This is a genomic window from Parafrankia sp. EAN1pec, assembly GCF_000018005.1.
Classification (GTDB): domain Bacteria; phylum Actinomycetota; class Actinomycetes; order Frankiales; family Frankiaceae; genus Parafrankia; species Parafrankia soli.
In genome coordinates this window covers 1,069,992-1,094,278 of record NC_009921.1, presented here as the reverse complement: position 1 = coordinate 1,094,278, position 24,287 = coordinate 1,069,992, and the positions used below count along the sequence as shown (strand labels likewise).

The 24,287-nt window shown below is 74.3% G+C and carries 19 protein-coding genes; 9 read left to right on the top strand and 10 right to left on the bottom strand.

Going from position 1 to position 24,287, the window contains the following annotated elements; all coding sequences use genetic code 11:
- Window positions 1-114: 114 nt before the first annotated feature.
- Complete coding sequence (locus FRANEAN1_RS04570; protein WP_020458579.1) at window positions 115-2,394, bottom strand: ATP-dependent DNA helicase UvrD2; 2,280 nt, start codon at window positions 2,392-2,394, stop codon at window positions 115-117.
- Window positions 2,395-2,540: 146 nt separating this feature from the next.
- Between FRANEAN1_RS04570 and FRANEAN1_RS04565 the strand changes: the two genes are divergently transcribed.
- Window positions 2,541-2,780, top strand: coding sequence for a mycoredoxin (locus FRANEAN1_RS04565; protein WP_018502246.1), 240 nt, complete (start codon window positions 2,541-2,543; stop codon window positions 2,778-2,780).
- A gap of 188 nt (window positions 2,781-2,968) precedes the next feature.
- Window positions 2,969-4,264 carry an ANTAR domain-containing protein gene (locus FRANEAN1_RS43015; protein WP_347176984.1) on the top strand — a complete coding sequence of 432 codons (1,296 nt, stop codon included), beginning with the start codon at window positions 2,969-2,971 and terminating at the stop codon, window positions 4,262-4,264.
- Between the two features lie 117 nt (window positions 4,265-4,381).
- On the opposite strand, the gene FRANEAN1_RS04555 is transcribed toward FRANEAN1_RS43015, so the two are convergent.
- The 3 genes from FRANEAN1_RS04555 to FRANEAN1_RS04545 all read right to left on the bottom strand — a co-directional run bounded on the left by FRANEAN1_RS04555 (window position 4,382) and on the right by FRANEAN1_RS04545 (window position 7,538).
- Window positions 4,382-5,749, bottom strand: coding sequence for a pitrilysin family protein (locus FRANEAN1_RS04555; protein WP_020458577.1), 1,368 nt, complete (start codon window positions 5,747-5,749; stop codon window positions 4,382-4,384).
- A gap of 67 nt (window positions 5,750-5,816) precedes the next feature.
- Window positions 5,817-7,115: a pitrilysin family protein gene (locus tag FRANEAN1_RS04550; RefSeq protein WP_041255497.1), complete on the bottom strand. Its 1,299-nt coding sequence runs from the start codon at window positions 7,113-7,115 to the stop codon at window positions 5,817-5,819.
- 153 nt (window positions 7,116-7,268) lie between these two features.
- Entirely contained in the window at window positions 7,269-7,538 is a 270-nt protein-coding gene (locus FRANEAN1_RS04545; RefSeq protein WP_041255495.1) for a hypothetical protein, read from the bottom strand.
- 67 nt (window positions 7,539-7,605) lie between these two features.
- Here FRANEAN1_RS04545 and FRANEAN1_RS04540 point away from each other — a divergent pair, with 67 nt between their 5' ends.
- Complete coding sequence (locus FRANEAN1_RS04540) at window positions 7,606-8,823, top strand: helix-turn-helix domain-containing protein (RefSeq protein ID WP_049795894.1); 1,218 nt, start codon at window positions 7,606-7,608, stop codon at window positions 8,821-8,823.
- Between the two features lie 29 nt (window positions 8,824-8,852).
- The gene (locus FRANEAN1_RS04535; RefSeq protein ID WP_020458574.1) at window positions 8,853-9,632 is read left to right on the top strand and encodes an endonuclease/exonuclease/phosphatase family protein; all 780 of its coding nucleotides are present in this window, start codon (window positions 8,853-8,855) and stop codon (window positions 9,630-9,632) included.
- 21 nt (window positions 9,633-9,653) lie between these two features.
- Here the strand turns inward: FRANEAN1_RS04535 and FRANEAN1_RS04530 are convergent, their stop codons facing one another.
- Window positions 9,654-10,673, bottom strand: a complete 1,020-nt coding sequence (locus FRANEAN1_RS04530) for an aldo/keto reductase (protein ID WP_020458573.1) — start codon at window positions 10,671-10,673, stop codon at window positions 9,654-9,656.
- Between the two features lie 113 nt (window positions 10,674-10,786).
- On the opposite strand from FRANEAN1_RS04530, the gene FRANEAN1_RS04525 reads away from it, so the two are divergent.
- Complete coding sequence (locus FRANEAN1_RS04525) at window positions 10,787-11,437, top strand: TetR family transcriptional regulator (protein ID WP_049795579.1); 651 nt, start codon at window positions 10,787-10,789, stop codon at window positions 11,435-11,437.
- A 33-nt stretch (window positions 11,438-11,470) separates the two neighbouring features.
- On the opposite strand, the gene FRANEAN1_RS04520 is transcribed toward FRANEAN1_RS04525, so the two are convergent.
- Both FRANEAN1_RS04520 and FRANEAN1_RS04515 read right to left on the bottom strand, forming a co-directional pair.
- A complete protein-coding gene (locus FRANEAN1_RS04520; protein ID WP_157472333.1) occupies window positions 11,471-14,812 on the bottom strand; it encodes an ATP-dependent DNA helicase in 3,342 nt (1,113 codons plus the stop codon).
- A complete protein-coding gene (locus FRANEAN1_RS04515) occupies window positions 14,809-18,216 on the bottom strand; it encodes an ATP-dependent DNA helicase (protein WP_020458570.1) in 3,408 nt (1,135 codons plus the stop codon). The genes FRANEAN1_RS04520 and FRANEAN1_RS04515 overlap by 4 nt, the downstream gene beginning before the upstream one ends.
- Window positions 18,217-18,493: 277 nt before the next feature.
- Between FRANEAN1_RS04515 and FRANEAN1_RS04510 the strand changes: the two genes are divergently transcribed.
- Complete coding sequence (locus tag FRANEAN1_RS04510) at window positions 18,494-19,459, top strand: SDR family NAD(P)-dependent oxidoreductase (RefSeq protein ID WP_020458569.1); 966 nt, start codon at window positions 18,494-18,496, stop codon at window positions 19,457-19,459.
- 67 nt (window positions 19,460-19,526) lie between these two features.
- On the opposite strand, the gene FRANEAN1_RS04505 is transcribed toward FRANEAN1_RS04510, so the two are convergent.
- From FRANEAN1_RS04505 to FRANEAN1_RS04495, 3 genes are all read right to left on the bottom strand, one after another.
- Window positions 19,527-19,946: an MGMT family protein gene (locus tag FRANEAN1_RS04505; RefSeq protein ID WP_020458568.1), complete on the bottom strand. Its 420-nt coding sequence runs from the start codon at window positions 19,944-19,946 to the stop codon at window positions 19,527-19,529.
- A gap of 290 nt (window positions 19,947-20,236) precedes the next feature.
- Window positions 20,237-21,409 carry an adenylyltransferase/sulfurtransferase MoeZ gene (gene moeZ, locus FRANEAN1_RS04500; protein WP_020458567.1) on the bottom strand — a complete coding sequence of 391 codons (1,173 nt, stop codon included), beginning with the start codon at window positions 21,407-21,409 and terminating at the stop codon, window positions 20,237-20,239.
- A 202-nt stretch (window positions 21,410-21,611) separates the two neighbouring features.
- Entirely contained in the window at window positions 21,612-22,568 is a 957-nt protein-coding gene (locus FRANEAN1_RS04495) for a Ku protein (RefSeq protein WP_020458566.1), read from the bottom strand.
- Between the two features lie 205 nt (window positions 22,569-22,773).
- Here FRANEAN1_RS04495 and FRANEAN1_RS04490 point away from each other — a divergent pair, with 205 nt between their 5' ends.
- The 3 genes from FRANEAN1_RS04490 (at window position 22,774) to FRANEAN1_RS04480 (ending at window position 24,145) form a co-directional block, all read left to right on the top strand.
- Window positions 22,774-22,965: a hypothetical protein gene (locus FRANEAN1_RS04490; protein ID WP_020458565.1), complete on the top strand. Its 192-nt coding sequence runs from the start codon at window positions 22,774-22,776 to the stop codon at window positions 22,963-22,965.
- 147 nt (window positions 22,966-23,112) lie between these two features.
- Window positions 23,113-23,760: a TetR/AcrR family transcriptional regulator gene (locus FRANEAN1_RS04485; protein ID WP_020458564.1), complete on the top strand. Its 648-nt coding sequence runs from the start codon at window positions 23,113-23,115 to the stop codon at window positions 23,758-23,760.
- A 157-nt stretch (window positions 23,761-23,917) separates the two neighbouring features.
- The gene (locus tag FRANEAN1_RS04480) at window positions 23,918-24,145 is read left to right on the top strand and encodes a DUF3107 domain-containing protein (RefSeq protein WP_020458563.1); all 228 of its coding nucleotides are present in this window, start codon (window positions 23,918-23,920) and stop codon (window positions 24,143-24,145) included.
- Window positions 24,146-24,287: the final 142 nt, after the last annotated feature.

Genomic DNA, 24,287 nt, shown 5'->3' with positions numbered 1-24,287 from the left:
ACGGTAGGAGCCATCGCCCACGCTGACAACTTATTTTCCATGTGATCATACAAACACCCTCTGCAACAGCGCGACTCGCCCACCACCGGCGTGTCACATTCCGAGCACCAGACGTCAGCCCGTGGACGGCGATCCAGCCGGTGGACGCCCCGTGACCAGCGCGAGGACGTCCTCGCCGTAGCGGTCGAGCTTGCTCTGGCCGATGCCGGGCAGCGCCACCAGCTCGGCGACCGTGGACGGGCGCCGTTCCGCGATCAGGCGCAGCGTCGCGTCGGTGAGGACCACGAAGGCCGGCGCGCCCTGCTCCTTCGCCCGGCGGGCGCGCCAGGCGCGCAGCCGCTCGAACAGCTCGCCGTCCACCGGCCCCCCCGGGCAGGCCTCGCACCGGCCGACGCGGGCCTCGGCGCCCGCCAGCGCGCGCCCGCAGACCCGGCAGAGCACGCTCGACCGGTTCCGTGCGCGGCCGTTGCCGGCGGTGCCGGGCTCCGCACGCGCCGAGCCTGGGCGGGCCGCGGACGAGCCGCGCCGGAAAGCCGCCGCCGCACGGCGCGGCTCGTCCAGGAACCGGGACGGCCGCCGCGAGCGGCGCGCGCCCTCCGCCCGAGCCAGCGCCCAGGACAGCGTCAGGTGCACCCGCGCCCGGGTGACCCCGACATAGAGGAGACGGCGCTCCTCGGCCAGTTGCTCGTCGGTCTGGGCGTGCACGATGGGCAGCGTCCCGTCGACGAGGCCGACCAGGAACACCGCGTCCCACTCGAGGCCCTTGGCCGCGTGCAGCGAGGCGAGCGTGACGCCCTGCACCGTCGGGGTGTGCTGGTGTGCCGCGCGCTCGGCGAGGTCGGCGGCGAAGGCGGCGAGGTCGGCCTCGGGCTCGCGCGCCTCGAGGTCGGCGGCGAGCCGGTGCAACGCGGCGAGGTTCTCCCAGCGCTCACGGTCGGCTCCGGGCCCGGCCGGCGGCGCCCCCGGCCGCCATCCGAGCGCGCTGAGGACGTCCGCGACCACGTCGGCGAGCCCACCGGGGCGGTCGGTCTCGGCGGAGCGCAGCGCGGCGCGCAGCATCCGCACCGCCCCGGTCACCTCGGGCCGCTCGAAGAACTTCTCACCGCCGCGCACAAGATAGGGGATCTCAGCCCGGCCCAGCGCCGTCTCGTACGCCTCCGACTGGGCGTTGATCCGGTACAGCACGGCGATCTCGCTCGCCGGGACGCCCGTGCCGAGCAGGCCGCGGATCCGCCGGGCCACGGCGGCGGCCTCCTCGGGCTCGCTGTCGGACTCCAGCCACACGGGCTCCGGGCCGGACGGGCGCATCGCGACCAGCCGCCCCGCCGCGGACCGCCCCTCCGCACCGCCCGGAACACCCGGAACACCCGGGCCGGCCTGGACGGCCGATGCTCCCCGCGTATCCGGCGCGGGCCGGGCGGCGCCGTCGAGCAGCCGGTTCGCCAGCGCGACCACCTGAGGGGTGGAGCGGTAGTCCCGGACGAGGCGGACGACCGTCGCGGCCGGGAACCGACGCGGGAACTCCACCAGGTGCCGCGCGGAGGCGCCGGTGAACGAGTAGATGGTCTGGTTTGCGTCCCCGACGACGCACAGGCTGTCGCGGTCACCGAGCCAGGCGTCGAGCACGCGCTGCTGCAGCGGGTTGACGTCCTGGTACTCGTCGACGACGAAGTGGCGGTAGCGGGCGCGGAGCTCGGTGGCGACCCAGCCGTGCTCCTCGACCACGGCGGCGGTCAGCAGCAGCAGGTCGTCGAAGTCGAGGACCCCCGCCTCGCTCTTGACCTCCTCGTAGGCCTCGTAGAGGCGGGCGACGACGTCGGGCGCGAAGGAGGTCTCCCGGCCGTGGGCGGCGGCGAGGCGGACGTAGTCGGCGGGCGCCACCATCGTCGCCTTCGCCCATTCCACCTCGGAGGTGAGGTCGCGCAGCTCGGCGCGGTCCGGGCGCAGCCGGGCACGGTTCGCGGCCTTCGCCATCAGCGGGATCCGGCTCTTCTCCAGCCTCGGCAGCGCCGTCCCGGCGACGGAGGGCCAGAAGTAGGAGAGCTGACGCAGCGCGGCCGCGTGGAAGGTGCGGGCCTGGACGCCGTCCACACCCATCACCCGCAGCCGGCCGCGCAGCTCGCCGGCGGCCCGGTTGGTGAAGGTGACGGCGAGGATCTGCCCCGCCCCGACCTCCCGTTCCGTGACCATGTGCGCTATCCGGTGGGTGATGGTGCGGGTCTTGCCGGTGCCCGCGCCCGCGAGGATGCAGACCGGCCCGACCGGGGCGAGCACGGCGGCGAGCTGCTCGGGGTCGAGCCCCTGCTCCGCGCCGGCCGGGACCGGATCGGGTGACGATCGACGATCGGGCGGCGACGCCGCGCGATGGGCCTCGGAGGCGCTGGGTCCGGACATCACCGGACACGGTAACCGTGCGCGGCCCGGGGAAGCGAAGTCACCATGGCCTGGTTATGCAGTGCGTCATGCGCAGAGCGCCGCCCACCGGACGTCGCTCACCGCAACCCGTCATCTGACGGATCGTCGCCAACGGAGGTCTCACCGTGCTCACGATGTACACCACCCCCTGGTGTGGCTACTGCGTCCGGCTCAAGGGCCAGTTGGACCGGGCGGGGGTGGAGTACGTGACAGTCGACATCGAGCAGGACCCGACAGCAGAGCAACTTGTCCGCGATGCGAACAACGGCAACGCGACCGTACCGACCGTCGTCTTCCCCGATGGGACGGTGATGACGAATCCGACCCTCCGCCAGGTCACCGAGAAGGTCACTTCCGCCGCATAACGGATACACAGGGCGACGATCTTTCGGAAGTTCACGCCTTCCCGACGCACACGCGGCCGGCTCGTGGGACGGTGTCCGTCACTGCCCGTGAACTTTGTGGGAGAGTTCGGCCTGTGTCGTCAGCACCTTCAGGACTCCCGTGGAGCACGGTCGACGCCGCGCTGAGAGCCACGCACGCACTCCATCAGATGGAGCAGACGTGCCTCGTCGTGGTGTCGACGGATGTTGCCACCTACCTACGGGTGACCGGGCCGATCCCCGAGCTGGTTTCCGGGCTGAGTGTTCCGCGCGCCCGCTGTCTACCTGCCCGGATGCTTGATGGAGCGCCAGCCGCGGGCTCCCGGGCCGACCAGGATCCCGCCCTGGCCGACACCGTCGAGCCGGAGCGGTTCGGCATTCTCAGCTATGTCGCGATGCCCGTCGTCGGGCCGGACGGGACCGTTCTCGGCATTCTCACCGGCCTCGACCGCTCATCGCTCACCGTTCCCGCCGAGACACTCAGTGTACTGAGGGCGATTGCGGACAGTCTGGGAGCGTCGGACGCACTCCGCGACCAACTCGTGCGGGAGGCCCCCTTGGGGGTTGCTGCCAGTAACGAGGCAGAGGGTGACGGAACGGGCTCCCGGGGCACCGAGAACGGTGCCGCCGGCGAGACGGGTGGTGCGGGGCCCACCGGGCGGGCGGCCGGCGCGGCTCCCCCGCCCGGCACCGCTCCGGGTGTCGCTGCTCCCGGTGGCGCCACACCGAGTGGTACCGCCCCGGGTTCGGAGAGAGCACCGCGCGGATCACAACCGCCCTCGCCGGCCGGGGGCCCCGGCCGGATACCCACCCCGGAGGCCGTCGCCCGCGCGATCAGGCCCGGCCCGCCGGGTCGGCCCGGCGCGCCGCGGCCCGGACCGCCCCGGTCAGGGCCGCCCCGACCAGGCACCGCACGGGGCCCCGGCGAGACAGGAGCCGCCGCCGGCACGCCCGCGCCCGGGGCCTCCGACATGCGGCTGCGCCGCGCGCCCACCGGCTGGATCGTCGAGGGGCCCGGCGCCGAGATCCGCCCGGTCGGCGATCTGATCTCCGCGATGGTCCTGGCCGACCTGCTCGCCGAGGACCTCAGCCCGCCCGGGCGGCCCCGGCGCGCCGATCGCGACCTCAACGAGACCGAGCAACTGAGGTTGTCGGTGATCCAGCTCGAGCACGCGCTGGCGTCCAGGGTGATCGTCGAGCAGGCGATCGGCGTGCTCGCCGAGCGCAACCACATCAAGCCCCGAGACGCCTTCGAGCGGCTGCGCCGCACCGCCCGCGGGATGGGCCGGCGGGTACACGACCTCGCCCGCCAGGTGGTGGAGTCGGTAGGCGACCCGCGGATCACCCTGCCCGGGGAGCTCGGCGGCCGCGGCGGCGGACCGGGCACGGCGGGCGGGCCCGCGAGCGGTTCCGGGGGCGGCCAGCCGCGCCCGACACCGCCGCGCGCCGCGCCGAGCCGCCGCTGACCTGACCACCGCTGAGCCCACCGCCACCACTGACCTGACCGGCACCGCCCCGAAGGCGCCCGGCCACGATCCCGTCATGCCCACCGGTGAGCGCCGTCCGCTGGGGAGCACCGTCACTCAGGCGGACTCGACGGCTCCGAGTGCCCGCACCGACTCGGTGATCTTCGAGGCGTCCCCCACCAGCACGGTCACCAGCCCCGACGGAGCCAGCAGCTGCGCGGAGACCGCCTGGACGTCCGCCGCGGTGACGGTCGCGAGCGCCCGCGGATGGTCGCGCAGGTACTCGACGCCGACCCCGGCGCCGGACAGCCCGGACAGGGTGCCGGCGAGACCGGCCGCGGTCGCGCTCGACAGCGCCAGCGTGCCGATCAGGTACTGGCGCGCGGCCTCGAGCTCCTCGGCCTCCGGCGGCAGGACGGCCATCCGGCCGAGCTCGTAGAGGATCTCGAGCAGCGCCGGGCCGGTCACGTCGGTGGAGACGTCCGCAGCGACGGTGAGGCGGGAGCCGGCCTGGTGGTGGTCGACCGAGCTGCGCGGGGAGTACGTGTACCCCTTGTCCTCGCGGATGTTGGAGACGAGCCGAGAGCTGAAGTAGCCGCCGAAGATCGTGCTCGCGAGCCGGAGCGCGGGATGGGCCGGCGCGGAGCGGTTCAGCGCGCGGCCGCCCATCCTGATGTTCGTCTGCACCGCGCCCGGGCGGTCGACGATCAGGATCGGGCCGGCGGTGGGCACGGGCGCGGGCGGGTGGCCCGGGGCGGCGGTGCCCGTCCACGACCCGAGCGCGGCCTCGACGGCGTCCAGCGCGCGCTCGGGGTCGACGTCGCCGACCAGGGTGAGGATGGCGCCGTCCGGGCAGACCCGGGCGCCGTGCAGCGACCGCACCCGCTCGGCCCCGACCTCGGAGAGCACCGACGGCGGGGTGATGGCGCTGCCGTAGGGGTGGTCGCCGAACATCCGGCGCACCAGCGCCTCACGGGCGATCACCGCCGGCTGGCTGAGCGCGATCGTCGTCTCCTCGACGATCCGGTCGCGCTCACCGCCGAACTCGCTGTCGGGGTAGCTCGCGGTGGTCAGAACGTCGGCGATCAGCGCGAGCAGCGGCTCGAGGCTGGTCGCGAGCGCGGAGCTGACGATCGCCAGCCGGTCGGCGTCGACACCGGTCCGCAGCGACCCGCCCAGGGCCTGCACGGCGGTGGCCAGGCCGACCCGGTCGTACCGGCTCGAGCCGGTGAGGATGGTCTCCGCCAGCAGCTCGGCCTCTGCCAGGTGGACCAGCCCGGACCCGGCGAACGGGATGCGCAGCCGCAGCTCGACCAGCGGGACGCTGGAGCGGGCGACGACGTCCACGCGCAGGCCGTTGGGCAGTGTGCGCCGCACGACGGCCGGCAGCTCACGCGGAACGGTCGGGATCACCGCCGGGATCTTCGACCCGGCCTCGGCGGGCGCGGAGATCTCGGCCGTGGTCGCAGCGGTCGTCGTCACCATGCCTCCTCGTCCCCCGGACGGGGGATGCCACCGCGGATCATCTCGCTCACCGGCCCGGCGTGCGCCATCAGGCGGCTCCCGCCCGCAGCTCCAGCACGGACCGGCCCTGGGTACGCAGCGCGCCCGCGGCCGCGGCGACCGCGTCGGCGGTCACCTCGGACAGCAGCCCGGGCAGCTCGTTGAGCAGCTCGGGACGGCCGCGGTGCAGCTCGAACGTCGCCATCGCCAGCGCCCGGCCGAGCGCGTCGTCGGACTCGCGCAGGATCGCCGAGGCCACCTGGGCCTGCACCCGCTCGAGCTCGCCGGGCTCCAGGCCGTCACCGGCCAGCCGGTCGAGCTCCTCGTCGACGGCCGCGAGCACCGTGTCGGCGGTCGAGTCCCCGGCGTGCCGGGCCTCCAGCGTCAGCAGCAGCGGGTCACGCTGGTCGAACGGGTCCCCGAAGGTGCCGACGTAGCTGCTGACCGCGGTGACCGAGCGGTCCTTCTGGACGAGGCGCCGCTCCAGCCGGCTCGCGTCGCCGGTGGTGAGGACGTCCGTCAGCAGGTAGGTGGCGAGGAACGCCGGCAGGTCGGTGTCGGGGTCGGGCACCCGGTAGCCGACGGCGAGCGCGGGGCGCGGGGCCAGCTTGTCGGTGAGTGCCTCCCGGCGCGCCTCGGCCCGCACCGGCTCGGCGAAGCTGCGCCGCGCCGGCACCGCGCGGGCCGGGATCGCGCCGAAGTACCGCTGGACGAGCTCGAGCGTCGCGTCGGGGTCGAACTCACCGACGACGGTCAGCACCGCGTTGCCCGGCGCGTAGAACTTGTCGAAGAAGTCAGCGGCGTCGTCGATGCTGGCCGCCTCGAGCTCGGAGAAGTCGCCGTAGCCGTTGTGGGCGTTCGGGAAGGTGTCGAAGGCGACCGGCGGGAGGGTGATCCACGGGAACCCGCCGTACGGCCGGTTCAGCACGTTGACCCGGATCTCCTCCTGCACCACCGCGATCTGGTTGTCCAGGTTCTCCCGGGTGATCCTCGGCGCGCGCATCCGGTCGGCCTCGAGGAACAGTGCCAGCTCCAGCGCGCCGGAGGGCAGCAGCTCGAAGTAGTCCGTGTGGTCGGGGTGTGTCGACCCGTTGAAGATGCCGCCGGCGGCCTGCACGTACTTCGGGTGCTCCGCCTTGCCCACGTTCTCGCTGCCCTGGAACATCAGGTGCTCGAACAGGTGGGCGAAACCCGTCCGCCCCTCCGGCTCCGAACGGAAGCCCACGTCGTAGTGGACGGCGACAGCCACCACCGGGGCCGTCCGGTCCGGGGCGAGCAGCACCCGCAGGCCGTTGTCGAGCGTCACTCGCTGAACCGGGTATGAGGGGGCCGCCACGGTGGCCCTCACCGCGCTGGACGCGGGCGGGCCGGCGGCTGGGCGTGAGGACACATCGCCACGCTACTGCCCTCGCCGTCCGGCCGGGGACCTTCGACGGGCTCCGCCGCCCCGCCAGGTCCCCCGCGCGGACCAGAGGACTACGAAAGGGCAACCCGGGCATCGTCAGGAATGACGGCGCCCACCACTGCCCGCGGCAGAGACCAGAAAGACCAGCACCGCGGCCACCGCCACCTGCAACAACAGGGTCAACAGCCAACCGCCGTCGACGCTGGTGGCAACGACGAGCCCGAGCGCCGCGCCCAGCAGACCGATCAGAACCGTCATGAGACAGCCGATCGGCGCCCGGCGCCGCGCCGGGACGACCGCCCGGCCCAGCAGGCCGACCACGGCACCGGTGAGCAGAACGCTGACGATGCCGGTAGGCGTGTCCACGGCACCGATTGTGCTCCCCGGGCCAGCCGGCACCCCCACCTACGGGCCGTGGGCGCAGACTGTCCCGGTGGGACAATTTCCGCCCGGGCTGGGCGGCTGCCTCGCCGGTGAGCTGCGCGAACTTGGTGACGAGATCATCGCCGCCATCGCGGGTGAGGTGCCCGCCTACGCCCGCCCGCTCGAGGGGTCGTTCGGGCAGGGCGTGCGGCGCGGCGTGGACGAGGCGCTGGCCCGCTTCCTCGCCATCGTCGAGGCCGGCCCGGACGCGGCCCCCGACCTGGCGGCCGGGCGCGACGTCTACGTGCGGCTCGGGCGCGGTGAGGTGCGGGCCGGCCGCTCCCTGGACAACCTGCTCAGCGCCTACCGGGTGGGTGCGCGGATCTCCTGGCGCCGGCTCGGTGAGGCCGCGCGCCACGCCGGCCTGGACGCCGCCGGCCTCGTGTCGCTCGCCGAGATGATGTTCGCCTACATCGACGGGATCTCGGCCGCCTCCGCGGAGGGCTACGCACTGGCCCAGTTCGAGGTCGCCGGCCAGCGGGAACGGCTGTGGGACCGGCTCGGCGAGCTGCTGCTCTCCGGCGCCGACACCGTCACCATCGAGCAGGCCGCCGCCGCGGGGGCGTTCCGGCTGCCCGACCGGATGGCGGCCGTCCTGGTGCCGACCGGGCCCGACGGGCAGCTCCCCCCGCGGCTGCCCACCGGCTGCCCGCGCACCGGCCACGGCGTCGACTTCTGGCTGTTCGTCGGGGACGCCGACGAGCCGGCCCGGCGCGGCTGGCTGGCCGACCGCCTCGACGGCACGGGGGCGGTGGTGGGCCCGACCGTCCCCTGGCAGGAGGTGACGAGCAGCGTCGAGCGCGCCGGGCTGGCCCGCGCCGCCCGGCTGGCCGGCCGGCTGCCCACCGCGGCCGGGCAGGACCCGCTGTTCACCGACGACCACCTGACCGCCCTGCTGCTGGCCCGCGACCCCGGGCTGCTCGACGACCTCACCCGCCGCCGGGTCGCCCCGCTCGCCGGGCTGCCCGAACGCACCCGGGCCAGGCTGGCCGAGACCCTGCTCTACTGGCTCGCCCTGCACGGGCAGCGCCGGCTGGTCGCCGAGCGGCTGCACATCCACCCGCAGACCGTCCGCTACCGGGTCAGCCAGCTGCGCGAGCTGTACGGCGACGCGCTGGACGACCCCGACACCCGCTTCGAGCTTGAGCTCGTCCTGCGCGCCCTGACCGGCCAGCGCCCGGGCGATCCCACGGCGACGGGCAGGGGAAAGGCTGTTCGGGCCGGCTGACGGGCGGGGTTCGCGCTACGGTCCGTACCGTGCGGGTGGGCTCGTTCAACGTGATGCACGGCCTGTCGCTCGCCGACGGACGGGTCGAGGTGGACCGCTTCGCCGCAGCCGTCGCCGACCTCGACTGCGACGTCCTCGGCCTGCAGGAGGTCGACCTGGCACAGCCCCGCTCGGGTGGCGGGGATCTCGCCGCCGCCGCCGCGACGGCGCTCGGCGCCCCGGACACCGGATGGCGCTTCGCCCCCACCGTGTACGGCACACCCGGGCACAGCTGGCGCCCGGCCGAGGGCGAGCGCCGCACCGACGAGCCCGCCTACGGAATCGCGCTGGTCAGCAGGTTGCCGGTGCATCGATGGTGGGTGGTTCCGCTCGGCCGCGCCCCGGTGCGCTCCCCGATCCTCGCCCCGGGGGCGAACCGCCGGGCCCGGCTCATCCTGCTCGACGACGAACCGCGGGTCGCGCTCGCCGCCGTGGTCGAGACCACCAGCGGGCCACTTACGGTGGTGACCACCCACCTGTCCTTCGCCCCGGGGTGGAACGCCTTCCAGCTCCGCCGGCTGGTGCGGAGGCTACGCGGCGTCGACGGGCCCGTCGTGCTGCTCGGCGACCTGAACCTGCCGGGCCGGCTGCCGACCGCCCTCACCGGATGGCGCCGGCTCGCCGCCCACCGCACCTACCCCGCGCACGCCCCCAGGGTGCAGCTCGACCACGTGCTCGCCCGCGGCGCGGTCGGCACCGTCGCCGCCAGCGCGGCACGCCGGACCCAGATCTCCGACCATCTCGCGCTCCTCACCGACATCCGCCGGTAGCCCGTCCGCCGGCACCACAGGTCAGGCTGCTGCGCGTGCGGTCCGGGGGCGGCGGCGAAGGCCCGGGGCGTCGAGAGCCGGGGGCCGGTAGGCCTGGTCGAGGGTGCCGATGTCGGCGCCGGGCGGGACGATCTCGTCGATGCGGTCGAGGATGTCGTCGGTGAGGGTGACGTCCAGGCCGGTGAGCAGGCTGTCGAGGTGGTCCATGGTGCGGGCGCCGACCAGTGCGCTGGTGACGCCCGGGTGAGTGATGGCGAACGCCATCGCGAGATGGGTCATGGGCATTCCCGCCTCGGCGGCGAGGGGGACGAGCTGCTCGACCACGTCGAGCCGGCGCTCGTCGTTGAGATGCCGGACCAGGCCGGCGCGCAGGAGGTTGTTCTCCTCGTTCCTGCGGACGCGGCCGGTGAGCAGTCCCTGGCCGAGTGGGCCCCAGACCAGGGTGCCCATGCCGAAACGTTCGATGGTGGGCAGGATCTCGCGCTCGATGCCGCGGTTGAGGATGGAGTAGACCGGCTGCTCGGTGTGGAATCGCGCGAGGCCGCGCTGCCCGGCGACCCACTGGGCCTCGACGATGTCGGAGACGGGGGTCCCCGACGCCCCGATCGCGCGGACCTTGCCACTGCGGATCAGGTCGGTCAGCGCGGAGAGGGTCTCCTCGACGTCGGTGCGGGGATCGGGGCGGTGAAGTTGGTAGAGATCGATGTGGTCCGTCCGCAGGCGGCGCAGCGAGTTCTCCACGGCGGCGACGATCCGGCGCCGTGAGGCGCCCTGGCGGTTGGGGTTCTGCGCGGTCGGGCGACCGAACTTGGTGGCGAGCACGACGTCGTCGCGGCGCCCTTCCAGCGCCCTGCCGACGATGTCCTCGGAGTCGCCGTAGGCGTCGGCGGTGTCGATGAGGTTGATGCCGGCGTCGAGCGCCCTGTGGATGATGCGGACCGACTCCTCGGGGGCGTTGCCCATGGAGGTGGCGAACATCAGGGTGCCCAGGGCGTAGGGGCTGACCTGGATGCCGGTCCGGCCGAGGGTGCGGTACCGCATGGTTCTCTCCCTGTGGGTGGTCGGCACCGGCTGGATGCCACTACTGTGCGATAAGCGGAAAAGGTTTCCAGAACTATACGGAAAGCTTTTCCGGTTATGCAAGCGGAGGTGACATGGTGTCCCAGCACAAGACGCCGGCCGGGCTCCCGTCGCCCGGCTCCGTCCGGCCGGGCGGAGGCGAACCGGCGCCGCGCCGGCGCGCCGACGCGCGACGCAACGTCGACGCGTTGATCGAGGCCGCGAGGACGGTCTTCGCCACCTCCGGCGTGGACGCACCGGCGAAGGAGATCACCGACCTGGCCGGCGTAGGAGTCGGCACGCTGTATCGGCATTTCCCACAGCGCTCCGACCTGGTCAAAGCCGTGGTGGAAAACGGAATCGACGCCGTCGCCGACGCGGGCCCGGCCCTGAGCGCCGAGCACGGACCGGCGGAAGCGCTCACCAGATGGATCAACCGGTTCGCCGAACTGCTCGCGACCAAACGCGGGCTCGCCTCAGCGCTGCACTCGGGCGATCCGGCATTCCAGGGGCTGCCCGGCTACTTCCGGCAACGGCTCGGCCCCGCCCTCGCGGCGCTGCTCGCCGCCGCGGTGGCCGACGGCGCGGTTCGCGACGACATCAGCGCCGAGGATCTCCTGCACGCCGTCACCGCGCTGTGCCAGCCCGTACCCGGGCGAGGGCCCGAACACAACCAGCGCATCGTCGCCATCCTTCTCGACGGCCTACGCCGCGGCACCGCGCAGCGGCCCCCCGGCAACCCCTGACACACCACACCCGCCAGGCGAACGCCCGAGAGGCTAGCGGCGGCGGCCGGCGATGCCGTCGGAGGTGCTGTCGGCGGACCACGCGCGGCCCGAGAGCAGGGCGGTGATCTCGTCCTCGCCGAGCAGAGGTGGGCGCACGACCTGCCCGGACGCGACGTAGAAGTAGGCCGCGTCGACGTCCGCCACGGCCACGCCGCGGACCCGCGCCCAGGCGACCCGGTAGACCGCGAGCTGGACGGGATCGGCGGCCTCCGAGCCGGTCTTCCAGTCGACGACCTCCCAGCGCCCGCCGCCGAGCTCGTAGACGGCGTCGATGCGCCCCCGCACGGCCCGCCCGCCGATCATCACCTCGAACGGCGCCTCCAGGGCGAACGGGCGGCGGGCACCGTACGGGCTGGCCAGGAACGCCGCCTGCAGGCCGGAGAGGTCGTGGTCGTCCGTGAGGACGGCGGCATCTGCGGCATCGGCAAGGTCCTCGACGTCGATGAGCGGCCGCTGGTCGAACATCTCCTCCACCCAGGCGTGGAAGCGGGTACCCCGCCGGGCCTGCGGCACCGGCCGGCGCGGCACCGGCCGGGCCAGGTCGCGGGCGAACTCGACCGGGTCGGCCCGCATCCGCACGATCTCGGACGCGGTCAGGCTCGCCGGGATCGGGACGTCCCGGAACGGGGCGCGCGCCATCCGCTCCTCGGCGAGCAGCAGCGCGGCCTCGCGGTCGAGCTCCGCGAGCAGGGCCTGCTCGCGGGCGGTCATCCCGCCCGGCTCGTCGGCCGGCGGCGCCTGGCCGGAGCGGATCATCGCCAGGGCCTCGGCGACGCCCGCCGCCGCCTCCCGCCGGCGGGCGAACGCCACCGGCTCGTAGGGCGCCGGCCACGCGAACTCCGCCGGGACGGCCAGCGCGGGGTTGCCGCCCCGCTCCGGTTCGGAGGTCCACACGTCCACCCGCCCGTTCCCCTCGGCCGCATGGTCGTGCAGCTCGGTGAGGAACACCGAGGGGCCACGCCTGGTGCGCTGGGTCGGCCCCCACCAGTGGCCGCTGCCGAGCAGCACCGACTTCGCACGGGTGAACGCGACGTAGGCCAGCCGCCGCTCCTCGCGCTCCTGGTACTCCCGGCAGTCCTCGGTGTAGGCCTCCAGAGCCGCCTTCGAGTCGTCGAGCTCGTAGGACGGCAGCTCGGCCGCGTCGCCGCGCAGCGGGGTCGGCAGCACCCCGGTCGTGGTCGGCCACCTGTCCCGCACCGTCAGGTCGGGAAAGACCCCACGGCTCAGGTTGGGCACGGCCACAACCTCCCATTCGAGGCCCTTCGCCCGGTGCATGGTCATCAGCGCGACGGCGTCCGCGCCGGACGGCCCGGTGATGTCCAGCCCGCGCTCGTGCTCGCGGGCCGCCCGTAGGAAGCCGAGGAAGGACGTCAGCGAGTTCGGCCCGTCGGGGTCGTCGAAGTCGGCCGCCGCGTCGAGGAAGGAGGCCAGGTTCTCCCGGCGGCGCGCCGCCACGGCACGCGGGCTGGCGGCGAGCTCGACGTCCAGCCCGATCGTGGAGATCACCCGGTGGAGCAGGTCGAGCAGCCCGTCGCCGACGTGCGCGCGCAGCGCCGCCAGCTCCGCGCCGAGCCGGGCGGCCCGCTCCCGTCCCTGGGCCGAGATCTCCTCGCCGGGGTCGGTGAGGGCGTCGGCGAGGGCGACGACGTCGCACGGGTCGACCCCGGCGACGGCCTCCGCCAGCGCGCTCCCGTCGCCGTCCCCGCCGGCGGCCGTGGGTGCGGTCGTGCCGGTGGTGTGCAGCAGCGCCCGCGCGCGGCGGCCCAGCGCGGCCAGGTCGCGCGGGCCGAGGCGGACCCGCGGCCCGGTGAGCAGCCGGACGAGCGCCGCGTTGGCGACCGGCGAGTCCAGCACCTCCAGCACGGCGACGACGTCGGCGACCTCGGGCAGGTCCAGCAGGCCGGCGAGGCCCACCACCTCGACCGGCAGCCCGGCGGCCGTCAGCGCCGTGTGCAGCGCGCGGACGTCCGAGCGGGCCCGCACGAGCACGGCCATGTTCCCGGGCCGCTCCCCCGCCGCGACCAGCTCGGCCAGCCGGGCGGCGACCCAGGTGACCTCCTGCGCCCAGCTCTCGTGCAGCGCCACCAGGGTCCGCCCCGCGGCGACGACGTCTGCCCGGGGACGCAGCTCGACGACGTGATGGCGGGCCCGCAGCGGGGCCGCCACCGCGTTGGCCAGCGTCAGCAGCCGGCCGCCGCTGCGCTGGTTCACCGACAGCAGGTACCGCGCGGACGGGGTGCCGTCCGCGCACGGGAAGTGATCGGGGAAGTTGTCCAGGTTGGCCACCGACGCGCCCCGCCACCCGTAGATCGCCTGGCAGGGGTCGCCGACGGCGGTCACCGGATGGCCGCCGCCGAACAGCCCGGCCAGCATCGTGCGCTGGGCGACGGAGGTGTCCTGGTACTCGTCGAGGAGCACCACGCCGGCCCGCGTCCGCTCGGCGGCGCCGACCTCCGGGGAGTAGCGGGCCAGCCGGGCGGCGAAGGTGACCTGGTCGCCGAAGTCGAGGACGTCCCGGCCACGCCGCGCGGCCCGGTAGTCGGCGACGAGGCCGGCGAGCTCACGCCGCCCCCGGGCCGTGGCCGCCATCCGGCGCAGCTCCTTGCGCAGGCCCTTCGTGCCCGGCCGCAGCGCCGCGCTCGCCAGGGCCGCCATCGCCCGGTCGAACAGGTCCGCGTCGAAGGCCATCAGGTCGTCGGCGGAGACGAGGTGCTCGCTCATCTCCCCGTCGAGCGCGACGAGGTCGGCGACAAGCGCGGGCATCGACTTCGTCAGCGCCTCGACGCGGCCACGGTGGGCGCGGGCGACGCGGGCCGCGAGCTGGTAGCGCGCGGCCGCGACGAGCATCCGGGTGTCGGGCTCGAGGCCGAGCCGCAGCGCGTGCTCGCCGACGAGACGCCCGGCGTAGGCGTGGTAGGTGCCGATCGTCGGCTCGTCGGCGTCGGCGTCGGCGTCGGCCGCGGCCGGCTGGCCGGGGACGTTCTCGCGGGCGCGGCGCAGCGCCGTCCGCACCCGGCCGGCCAGCTCGGCGGCGGCCTTGTTCGTGAACGTCAGGCCCAGCACCCGCCCCGGCTCGACCTGACGGGTGGCCACCAACCAGACCACACGGGCGGCCATCACGGATGTCTTGCCAGACCCGGCGCCGGCGATGACGACCGCCGGCTCCAGCGGCGCGGTGGCCGCGGCCAGCTGTTCGTCGGTGTACGGGACGCCGAGCAGCTCCCGCAGGTACTCCGGCTCCGGCACCGGGCCGGCCATGGCACCGCCCGCGCCTGCCGGCTCCGGGTCGAGACCGGGAAGTACCTGCTCGGCGGCCCCCGCCGCGCCGGTCAATCGATCACCTGCTCCCCCTCCGGCCGCCCCGGGCAGCACCGACGGAACGAACACATGGTGCACCCCTCGCCGGGTGTGGGCCGGAAGGACTCGGTCGTCACGGTCCGCACCGCGTTCTCGACCATGTCGTCGATCCACGCCCGGCCGCCGGGGAGCGCGTCCTGACGCTGCACCTCGGGCGGCCCCGGCTCCTCCGCCGGCAGGCGCGGGCCGGTGTTGTCGCCGCCCGCGTCCCGCCGGAGCTGCACCAGCTCCGCCCCGCCGGGCACCGGCGCCGGCCGCTCACCGGCGGTGGACGGCGCCCCCGCCCCGGACAGGTCCCCAGCCCCGGGCACCTCGCCGGGCGCGGGCGGATCGTGGCGGCGGGCGGCCTCGTCCAGTACCGGGTCGAGGGCGCCCTCGCGGACGGCGAGCTGGTAACTGCCCAGCTGTGCGTGGGTCGCCAGGTCACGCCGGCTCGGCGGCGTCCGGCCGGTCTTGAAGTCGACGACGTGCACCCGGCCGGCGTCGTCGAGCTCGACCCGGTCGATGAAGCCGCGCAGCCGCACGACCCGGCCCGCCACCTCGATGTCGCAGGAGAAACGCACCTCGGACGCGACGACCTCGCGGCCGCGCTGCGCGGCGTGCCACTCGAGGAACCGGCCGAGCGCCTCCCGCGCCGCCGCGCGCTCCTGCTCGGAGCGCCACCGCGAGTCGAACTCCAGATGCCGCCAGACCAGGTCGAGCCGCGCGTCGAGGGCCTCGAGCCGCGCCTCCGTCCGGCCCGTCGTCACCTCGTCGGCCAGCGCGTGCACGACCTTGCCGAAGCCCTGCGCGGGCGACGCCGGCTCGGCCGCGTTCGCCTCGTGCTCCAGGAACCAGCGCAGCCCGCAGGAGCTCAGGCCCGACAGCGAGGACCCCGAGAGCCGGATCGGCGCGTCGGGCGCGACGACCGGGACGTCCGAGCTCGTCACGTCCAGCAGCCCCCACCAGCGGTCGGGATGGGCGGCGGGGACCAGCGCCCGGCCGGTCTCGTCGGAGGCGGCGGCCAGGGCCGCGAGTCGGACCCCCGCGGCTTCCCGCATCGCCGCCGACGCCTCCGGGTCAACTGTCAGCCGCCGCAGCGCGGCGACCAGGCCGACCAGGGTGAGCGGACGCGGCGGGCGGGCCCGGACGCTCTCCACCTGCACCCCGAGCTCGGCCAGGAACCGACTGGGCTGCTCCCCGTCGTCGTCGGCGCCGTCCACCGCGGTCACCACCAGGCGGCGGCGCGCCCGGGTGAGCGCCACATAGAACAGGCGACGCTCGTCGGCGAGCAGCTCCTCCCTGGTCCGCGGCGGGCGGACGCCGCCGTTGCGCGGTGAGTCGAGCTGCTCGGCCCCGAGCAGGGTGTGCCGCTGGCGCAGGTCCGGCCAGACGCCGTCCTGCACGCCGCAGACGACCACGACCTCCCACTCCAGCCCCTTGGAGCGGTGCGCGGTGAGCAGCCGGACGGTGGCCGGGCGACCGGCCCGGGCCTGCGCCGTCTCCGGCGCGATCTGCTGGCGGGTCAGCTCCTCGACGACGGAGCTCACCCCGAAGCCCGGCCCGCGCCGCTCACCGAGACGCCCGACGGCGTCGAACAGCGCGACGACGGCGTCGAGGTCACGGTCGGCCGACCGCCCGGCCGGCCCGCCGACCGCGGACGCCCGCTCCAGCCTGGGGCCCCACTCGCTGGCCGTCCACAGTGTCCACAGCGCGTCCTCCGGGGCCGCCCCCCGCCGCAGCTCGGCGCGCACGGTTCGCAGCAACCGCCCGAGCCGGCGCACGGGCGCGGCGAGCTCGTCCGGGACGGCGAGCAGAACCCGCTCCGGATCGGCGACCGCCTCGCGCAGCAGCTCGGCCGAGGACGCGGGCAGACCGAGCACCGACCCGTCCGCCTCCGGTGCCGAGCGCGGCTCCGGCAGGGCGATCGGGCCGACGGCGTCGCGGGCAGTGCTGTCGCGGGCAGTGGTGCCCCGGGCAGCTGTGCCCCGGGCAGCGGCGCGGGCGGCGGCGCGGGCGGCGGCGTCGTGGGCGCGCAGCTCGCGGCCGAGGGCGCGCAGGCCGGCCGGGTCCGCGCCGCCCAGCGGGGAGGTCAGCAGCGCGCGCGCCGTCTCCGGCGTCAGCTGGACCGCCGGGTCGTCCGCGCAGCGCAGGGCCGTGAGGAGCAGCGCCGCCGCCGGCTCCCGCGCCGGCGGGAGCTCCCCACCCGCCACGCTCACCGGGACGCCCGCCGCCGTCAGCACCCGGCGCAGCAGCCCGAGCGGCGCGGTGGAGCGGACCAGGACGGCCATGTCGTCCCAGTCGACGCCGTTCTCGAGATGCTCGCGGCGCAGCAGCTCGGCGATCGCCGCCGCCTCGGCGCCGGCCGTCGGATAGGTGCGGGCCGCGACCTGGCCCGGCCCGACGGCCCCCGCGGAGACAAGATCGCGGTGCGCGCGGACGTGGCGGACCGGCAGGCCCGCCGAAGGAAGCGACGCCGCGACGCGGCGGGAGGCGGCCAGCGGCGCCGGGGCCATCCGACGGCACCGCCGCAGCGCGGCGACGGGCGCCGGTGAGCCGTCGGCGCGGGGGAACCGGTTCGGGAAGTCGAGCAGGCCCCGGACCTCCGCCCCGCGGAAGGCGTAGATCGACTGGTCCGGGTCACCGAAGACGACCAGGTCCCCCCCGCCGCCGGCGACGGCGGTCAGCAGCCGCTCCTGCGCCGGGTCGGTGTCCTGGTACTCGTCGACGAACACCGCCCGGTACCGCTGCCGCAGCTGGGCGAGGACGTCCGGCTCGGCGGCGAGGTTCGCCGCGGCGTGCACCAGGTCGGCGTAGTCGAGGGCTCCCTCCGCGCCGAGCGCGTCGAGGTAGTCGCTGTAGAACTCGGCGACGGCCGCCCAGTCGGAGCGGCCCACCCGCCGGGCGATGCGCGCCAGCGCCGGCGGATCGACGCCGATCTCCCGGGCCCGCGTGAGCAGCATCCTGATCTCCTCGGCGAAGCCGCGGGTGTTCAGACAGCCGGCGAGTGGATCAGGCCAGACCGGACGTCCCAGCTCGCGGGAGCCTTCGATGAGGTCGCGCAGCCGGGCGTCCTGCTCGGGGCCCGACAGCAGGCGGAAGCCGCCGAGCGGGGTGGCGGCGCCGTACGCGCGCAGCAGCCCGAGGCACCAGGCGTGGAACGTCCACGCCGCCGGCCCGACGGCGGCCGCCCCGAGCCGGACGGCGAACCGTTCGCGCAGGTGGCGGGCGGCCCGCCGACTGAATGTGAGCACCAGCAGGGACGCCGGATCCGCCCCGGCCTCGATCCGCCGGGCGACGGCCTCGACCAGGGTTGTGGTCTTTCCCGTTCCCGGACCGGCGAGGACTAGTAGCGGACCACCGGCGTGTCCCACCACGTCGGTCTGCGCCGTGTCCAACACGATGGGTCCGGCCACCGGGACGAAGGGCGACACCAGGCGAAACGACGGCCGCCGGGCAGGGCGGGCAGGCGTCGGCACGGTGACCACGCCGCACAGCACATCATGACGCTCTGACAAGATCGCCAAAGCACGGACGAGGTCGGCGCCGATGGCACGGAAGTGCTGTCAGCGCGACGACACCGGCACCCTTTGGAGCAGCACAAAGATGAGTACGAATACCACCAAAAGTGTCGAAACAGCTGCGAGTCGACGTCGGAACGTGGCAGTTTCACCGAGCATGACGGACGACGACGTCCCGGCCGGTCATTCCACGCGGACCGCGCCGGAGGCCCAGGGGGCATCCACCGGACGACGGGCGCGACAGCCACAGGCCGACGCCTCGGCCCCGGCGCGGGCGGTCACGGCACCACGCCCACGAGCCGGCACGGCGGACGGCCCCGGCGATGACGGTAGCGTCGCGACGGTGACCGGCCCGTTCGCCAGGACGGCCGGCGACGCCGTCGCGGGCGGCGGCGAGTACGCCGGCCGGGTCGCCTTCGTGACCGGATCCGGCTCGGGAATCGGCGCCGCCTGTGCCCGCCGGCTGGCCGCGGCCGGCGCCTTCGTCGTCCTGGCCGACCGGGACACCGTCGCGGCCAAGGAGGTCGCCGGCGAGATCGAGGCGGCCGGCGGCACCGCACTGGCGGTGGCGGTCGACGTCGCCGACCCGGAGTCGGTCGCCCAGGCCGTCGCCACGGCGATCGAGGCCGGTGGACGGCTCGACCTCGCGGTCAACAACGCGGGCATCGCCACCGACCGGGCCCCGCTGGAGGACATCTCCCTCGCCGACTGGGACCGGGTTCTCGCGGTCAACCTCTCCGGCGTCTTCTACAGCATGCGCGCCGAGATCCCGGCGATGCTCGCGGCCGGCGGCGGCTCGATCGTCAACATGGCCTCCGTGCTGGGCACGGTCGGCCTACAGGGCACACCGGCCTACGTCGCGGCCAAGCACGGCGTGATCGGACTCACCAGGGTGGCCGCGCTGGACAACGCGACACGCGGAATCCGGGTCAACGCGGTAGCACCCGGATTCATCGACACCACGATGGTCAGCTCACACCGCGGAGCACGCTTCTTCCAGCCGATGAACCGGCTGGGGACCGCCGACGAGGTCGCCGAGGTCGTCCACTTCCTACTCTCCGACCGCGCGTCCCTGGTGACCGGCAGCGTCTACTCCGCCGACGGGGGATTCACCGCCCGCTGACCACACCCGCCCGGTACCTACCCCGGACGGGGTTCAGCCCGGGCCGAGGCACAGCCCAGGCTGGAGATCAGCGCTGGCCGGGGCGGGTGACGTCGCCGTCCCAGCGGGCCGCCGCGAGGTCGACCCGGTCGCCGGCCGGGCGCAGCGGGGTGCCGTCCGCGCGCAGGCGGCGCAGCGCCTCGGCGGGGGCGACGGGATTCGGCTCCCCGGAGGCACGGATCACCCGGTGCCACGGAACGTCGTCCTCGTGGCCGTGCCGCGAGAGCACCGCGCCCACGGTGCGCCCGGTGCCGGCGCCGACGAACTCGGCGACGTCACCGTAGGTCATGACTTTGCCCGCCGGGATCCGGGTGACCGCCTCGAGGACGGCCATCGCGTGCGGGCTCGGCCGGCCCCCGAGGTGGATCCGCGTCCCGGCACCGGCCGACACGGTGTCCGGCGACCGCCCCCGCCGACGTCCACCAGGCCCGTCCGTCGCCCGCTCCATGCCCACCGACCTCCCGTCCCCTCGCCAGACCACCAAACAGTCATCTATCGGACAAAGCACCCAGCTGTCGGGGTGACCCGCTCGCCCTTTCGCATCCTTCTCGCCCTGACAAACCGGAATCCGCCGGGATGGACCCCTGAAACGGCGAGGAAGAAATCAAAGGGCGAGGCACAAACGACCGTGGCGGGTGGTGCGCCCGTGGCGAACGCACCCACCCGCCACGGATCTTCCGAGCGCAGGCCCGGGGACACCCCGGGGACACGCTGCGGTCCGACGGCCGGAAAGCCGGATCAGTAGACGGGGAGGGTCTTGTCCACCTGGGTGGCCCAGGCGGTCACGCCACCCTGGACGTGGACGGCGGTGGCGAAGCCGGCGCCCTTGAGGGTCGCGAGGGCCTCGGCTGAGCGCACCCCGCTCTTGCAGTAGACGACGACCCGCCGGTCCTGGGGCAGCTCGGCCAGGTGCGCCGGCAGCTCCCCCTTCGGGATGAGGCGCGCGCCGGGGATCCGCACGATCTCCCACTCCGCGGGCTCACGGACGTCGATCAGCTCGATCGGCTCGCCGCCGTCCAGCATGGTCCTCAGCTCGGCGGCGGTGATCGTGGAGCCGGCCGCCGCGAGCTGGGCCTCCTCGGAGACCACGCCGCAGAACGCCTCGTAGTCGATGAGCTCGGTGATCGACGGGTTCTTCCCGCACAGCGGGCACTCCGGGTCCTTGCGCACCTTGATCGTCCGGTAGGACATCTCCAGGGCGTCGTAGACCATCAGCCGGCCGACGAGCGGGTCGCCCACTCCGGTCAGCACCTTGATGGCCTCCGTGGTCTGGATCGACCCGATGGAGGCGCAGAGCACACCGAGGACACCGCCCTCGGCGCACGAGGGGACCATGCCCGGCGGAGGCGGCTCAGGGTAGAGGCACCGGTAACACGGGCCGTGCTCGGCCCAGAAGACGCTCGCCTGACCGTCGAACCGGTAGATGGAACCCCACACGTAGGGCTTGCCGAGCAGCACGCAGGCGTCGTTGACCAGGTAGCGGGTCGCGAAGTTGTCGGTGCCGTCGACGATCAGGTCGTACTGGGCGAAGATCTCCATCACGTTGGAGGTGTCCAGCCGGGTCTCGTGGATCACCACGTTGACCAGCGGGTTGATCTCCCGGACGGAGTCGCGGGCGGACTCGGCCTTGCTCCGGCCGACGTCGGACTGCCCGTGGATGATCTGGCGCTGCAGATTCGACTCGTCCACCACGTCGAACTCGACGATGCCCAGCGTCCCCACCCCGGCCGCGGCCAGGTACATCAGGGTCGGCGAGCCCAGGCCACCCGCACCCACGGCAAGGACCTTCGCGTTCTTCAGGCGCTTCTGCCCGTCCATCGCGACGTCGGGAATGATCAGATGCCGCGAGTACCGGCGGACCTCGTCGACGGTCAGCCCCTCGGCGGGGGAGACCAGGGGCGGTAGTGACACGTTGCTCCTCGCCTTCTCTGTCGTACCACCCGACGATGCCACAGCCGCCCGGTCCGGCAGCCGTGATCGGCGGTTCGCGCGACCGCCGACAGCCCACCGATCTCCGGACGGGCCGCCGCAGCGGACGCTCCACATGGTGCAGCGCGTCCCCGGGCCCGGGTGTTCCCCGCCCCGCCCGGGACGTCCGGCACCCGCGCGGGGGTCAGGCCGAGCGGCGGGTGGGCCGGGAGCTGACGACGTCGTCGGCCGCCGTGTCCGCCTTCTTCTTCCGGCTCCGGCTCGGCTGGCCCTTCCGGGCCCCGGCCCGGGCGGAGTCAGCCCCGGCCCGGGCGGAGTCAGCCTCGGCCGGGGCCGCCCGCGCGGAGCCGGAGCTCTGGCCGTCACGGCCGGTCCGGGCCGCCTCGATGCTTGCTCGCAGCGCCGCCATCAGGTCACCGGCCGCGTCGACGCCGGGCTGCTCGGAGGGAGGTGCGACGACGTCCCGGCCGGCGATCTTGGCGTCGATCACGGCCTGGAGCGCCTCGCGGTACCCGTCGCGGAACTTCGTGGGGTCGAAGTCGGCGGCGAGGGTGTCGATCAGTGAGCTCGCCATCGCCAGCTCCTGCGGCCGGACGTCCACCTGCTCGTCGAGGACGTCGAACTCGGGCTCGCGGACCTCGTCCGGCCACAGCATTGTTTCCAGGACGAAGACGTCGTCGCGGACCCGCAGCGTCGCGAGCTGCTCGCGCTGGCGCAGCGCGATCTTGACCAGTGCGACCCGCCCCGAGCCGGCGAGCGCCTCGCGCAGCAGGACGTACGGCTTGAGGCCGGTGCGGTCCGGCTCGAGGTAGTAGCTCTTCGCGAAGTAGATCGGATCGACCTGCTCGAGGGGGACGAACCCCAGCACGTCGATCGAGCGGGACGTCGTCAGCGGCAGGTTCGTGAAGTCGTCGTCGGTGAGGACGACCATCTCCCCGTCGGGGAGCTCGTAGCCTTTCGCGATGTCGGCGTAGGCGACCTCCTCGCCGTCGGTCGCGGCGACCCGCCGGTACCTGACCCGAGCGCCGTCCGAACGCCTGACCTGGTGGAACGAGACGTCACGCTCCTGGGCCGCGGGGTAGAGCCGGATCGGGATCGACACCAGACCGAAAGAGATCACACCCTTCCAAATCGAACGCATGTTCACCCCTCACGTCAGCTCAACCCAATAGTGACCCACCAGAAGCCCACTGGGAAGCCATGCGGACGAAACGTCACCGGCGGCCCCGTCGACGGGAATCGACGCGGTCGGTGGGGGTATCGGTGACACGCACCACCGGAAGACACCGACCACCGGAAGACACCGACCAGCCCGAGAGACCGACCAACGCCGAGGGAGACACCCGATGAGGTCACCGACCGACCCCCCGCTGGACGTCCCGGACGCCGACGCCGCCGAGCAGTCCCGGGAGCTTCGCCCGTCGGGGACGACGCAGGCGGGGCTCGTCGAGGGCGCCCAGGCCCGCGAGGTCGACGAGTTCGACGCCGTCGAGCAGAGCATCGTGGTCGACCAGGACGACGAGGAGGAATACAGGTAGGCCCCAGTCGGAGCCGGCATCCGGGGGGGCGGCCGACCATCGCGGGTACTGTTGGCCACATGTCTGCGCGGCCGCGCACCGACGGCTCGCGCCTGATCGACCTAGCGTCTGATCGACGATGCCGGTGACCGACGGGGAGGTACGCCGGTGACAGCCGAGCCCGCGGCGCCGCAGTCGCGGCCGGGCCGAACTCCTCGGCTCCCCCGCACAGCGCGCCGCTTCCAGCTACTTGGGGCCGCCCGCGAGGTGTTCGTCGCCCAGGGCTACCACGCGGCCGCGATGGACGAGATCGCCGAGCGGGCCGGAGTGAGCAAGCCGGTGCTCTACCAGCACTTCCCCGGCAAGCTCGACCTCTATCTCGCGCTGCTCGACGAGCACTCCGAGAAGCTGGTCTCGGCCGTGCGCGCGGCGCTCGCCTCGACCACGGACAACCACATCCGGATCGAACGCTCGATCCGGGCGTACTTCGACTTCGTCGCCGACCCCAGCGGCGCGCACCAGCTCGTCCTGGAGTCCGACCTGCGCAGCGAGCCGGCCGTCCGGCAGCGGGTGGAGAACACCTCGGCGCAGTGCGTGCGGGCGATCGCCGCCACCATCGTCGCGGACACCGGGCTCCCCCAGGAGGAGGCCGACCTGCTGGCGATGGGGCTGGTCGGGCTGGCCGAGTCGGGCGCGCGCTGGTGGCTGCTGCGCGACGGGCGGGTGTCGAAGGAACGTGCCGTGGAGTCGCTGGTCGAGCTCGCCTGGCGTGGCATCGCCGGCTACCCACAGCAGCCCGCCGCCGAGGCGCCCTGACCCGGCCGCCGGCGCGGACGTGTGCCGGCAGCGAACAGCGCTCCACAGCACCCGAACGACGGCCCGCAGGCCATAGTGTGGGCGCTGATCGTCCGTCGGCGGCGGTGGCCGTCGCGGAGAAGTGCCCCTGGAAACTCGACCACGCGGAGGTTATCGAGTGGAGGTCAAGATCGGGATCAAGCACGTCGGTCGTGAGCTGGTACTGGAGAGCACCCAGTCACCGGACACGGTCGCCGCGCTGATCAGCGAGGCGGTCGACGGCAAGACCGGACTTCTCACCCTCGTGGACGAGAAGGGGCGTCGGGTCGTCGTACCCGTCGACGCGCTCGCCTACGTCGAGATCGCGGAGTCCGAGTCGCGTCGGGTCGGCTTCGGTACCGCCTGACAGACCAGCAGACCGGCGCGGCGTCGGTCCCTCGAAGTGAGATGTGCCCTCACCGTCACACCTCACCTCGACGGCCGGCGTCCGCATCCGGGCGGCCCCATCCCGGTAGCCCGGTCAGGTCCCCGCTCCCGCGCTGGTCAGG

Bases quoted from the DNA above. Each gene is read 5' to 3' on its own strand.
- FRANEAN1_RS04555 (WP_020458577.1), bottom strand. From the start codon at position 5,749: ATGGTGACGACGACCGCTGCGACCACGGCCGAGATCTCCGCGCCCGCC.
- FRANEAN1_RS04570 (WP_020458579.1), bottom strand. From the start codon at position 2,394: ATGTCCGGACCCAGCGCCTCCGAGGCCCATCGCGCGGCGTCGCCGCCC.
- FRANEAN1_RS43015 (WP_347176984.1), top strand. From the start codon at position 2,969: ATGGAGCAGACGTGCCTCGTCGTGGTGTCGACGGATGTTGCCACCTAC.
- FRANEAN1_RS04510 (WP_020458569.1), top strand. From the start codon at position 18,494: ATGACGGACGACGACGTCCCGGCCGGTCATTCCACGCGGACCGCGCCG.
- FRANEAN1_RS04490 (WP_020458565.1), top strand. From the start codon at position 22,774: ATGAGGTCACCGACCGACCCCCCGCTGGACGTCCCGGACGCCGACGCC.
- FRANEAN1_RS04495 (WP_020458566.1), bottom strand. From the start codon at position 22,568: ATGCGTTCGATTTGGAAGGGTGTGATCTCTTTCGGTCTGGTGTCGATC.
- FRANEAN1_RS04525 (WP_049795579.1), top strand. From the start codon at position 10,787: ATGGTGTCCCAGCACAAGACGCCGGCCGGGCTCCCGTCGCCCGGCTCC.
- FRANEAN1_RS04530 (WP_020458573.1), bottom strand. From the start codon at position 10,673: ATGCGGTACCGCACCCTCGGCCGGACCGGCATCCAGGTCAGCCCCTAC.
- FRANEAN1_RS04505 (WP_020458568.1), bottom strand. From the start codon at position 19,946: ATGGAGCGGGCGACGGACGGGCCTGGTGGACGTCGGCGGGGGCGGTCG.